Source organism: Kitasatospora sp. NPDC059462 (assembly GCF_042749955.1).
GTDB lineage: Bacteria > Actinomycetota > Actinomycetes > Streptomycetales > Streptomycetaceae > Kitasatospora.
Map to the genome: position 1 here is coordinate 1 of NZ_JBHYUU010000396.1, position 1,510 is coordinate 1,510.

Annotated in this window: 2 protein-coding genes and 1 pseudogene; all 3 read right to left on the minus strand. The window is 76.9% G+C overall.

The genetic code is table 11. The features are described from left to right. Positions 1 to 203: pseudogene (locus tag ACFXAM_RS38710) on the minus strand (pirin family protein); the annotation flags it as partial. Continuing rightward, positions 196 to 690 (minus strand): OsmC family protein, encoded by a 495-nt coding sequence (locus ACFXAM_RS38715; RefSeq protein WP_380298626.1) that lies wholly within the window; start codon positions 688 to 690, stop codon positions 196 to 198. The gene ACFXAM_RS38715 and the pseudogene ACFXAM_RS38710, both read right to left, overlap by 8 nt. Beyond that, positions 687 to 995 carry a GNAT family N-acetyltransferase gene (locus tag ACFXAM_RS38720; RefSeq protein ID WP_380298628.1) on the minus strand — a complete coding sequence of 103 codons (309 nt, stop codon included), beginning with the start codon at positions 993 to 995 and terminating at the stop codon, positions 687 to 689. The genes ACFXAM_RS38715 and ACFXAM_RS38720 overlap by 4 nt, the downstream gene beginning before the upstream one ends. Positions 996 to 1,510: the final 515 nt, after the last annotated feature.

Here is a 1,510-nt window from a genome sequence, read left to right on the forward strand (position 1 = left end):
TCCGCGATGTCGTCCGGGCCGTAGTGGTCCACGAAGCACCACGCCCCCACCATCCGCCGCCCCAGGTTCGGGAGGAGGCGGCGGACGACGGTGCTGCCGCCGAGGGCGGTCTCGCGCGGGGCGAGGAGTTCGTGGACGGGGCCGCCCGGGGTGTCGGCGCGGCCGCCGCGCACGGTCGGGGTGGCGAGCTCGGGTTCAGCCATGGTGGGCCCCGTTTCCGGAGGTCGAGGCGCGCGGGGCGGCCGGGACGATGGGGGTGCCGGCGGAGACGGCGCGGGTGACCGGGGTCCGTTCGGCGATGTCGAGCAGGCGGGCGCGCTGGGCGTCGTCGAGGTCGCCGACGAGGTCGATCCGGCGGGTGATGCGGACGGCCTTCTCCGGGCCCTTCTCGTAGCCGAGGTGGACGCGCACGGTGGTCAGCGGCCACTGCTTGCGCTGGGCGTACATCCGCAGGGTGATCGCGGTGCAGGAGCCGAGGGCGGAGAGCAGCAGGCCGACCGGGGTGGTGGCGGTGTCGGCGCCGCCGGCCGATTCGGGCTCGTCGGCGGACAGCTGGTGGCGGCCGGAGCGGATGTCGACGCGGTAGTCGTCGGCGGTGCTGGTGGCGACGGCGGCCGCGGCGCGGACGAAGCCGGTGTCGGCGCCGGTGCCCGTCGTGTCCGGGGCTCCGCCGGTCGTCGCGGCGGTCACAGGCCGAACCGCTCGTGCTGGGCGGCCGGGACGAGGTCGTGGTACTCCGGGTGCTTGGTCAGCCAGCCGCGGATGAAGGGGCAGTACGGGAGCACGGCGAGGTCGTGGGCGCGGGCGTCGTCGAGCACGGCGCGGGCGAGGATGCCGCCGAGGCCCTGGCCGCCGAAGCGCGGGTCGATCTCGGTGTGGATGAAGGCGATTTCGCCCTCGTGGCGGTGATACTCGGCGAAGCCGGCGAGTTCACCGTCGGAGGTGATCTCGTAGCGGGACTTCTCGGGGTTGTCGGCAACGGCGGTCGTCGTCATCTCGTCCTCCTGGGGTGTCGGGCCCTGGCGTCAGAGGTAATTTAGCATTCAACTAACCGTGGATCAAGGACCGCCCGGCGCGAACCGGGCGGTGGGGGTGGGGACGGGGGTTCCGGGAGGTCAGGAGAGGGTGATCGGGGGCGGGAGCGGGTGGCAGCCGTCCCAGGATGCGCTCTGGCCGGGCGGGCAGGAGGTGGGGCGCGACGGCAGAGTGGGGACCGGGCGCGGCGGCACGGGCCCCTGGTCCGGGCCGGGGCCCTCGGGCGGGTAGTCGGTCGGCGCGGGAGCCGGCTTGGGGGCGGCGGGCGGTGGCGCCGGCTGGGCGGGTGGAGCGGCGGGCGGCTGGGCGGGCGCGGCCGGCGGGGCGGCCGGTGGGGCAGCCGGTGGCGGGGTGGGCTGGGCGGCCTTGGGGGGCGCGGTCGGGGCGGCCTTCGGCGGAGTGGTCGGGCGCGGGGTCGCCGGGGCCGGTGCCCGCGAGGCCGGCGGGGCCGGCGTCGGCTCGGCGGCCGCCGGGG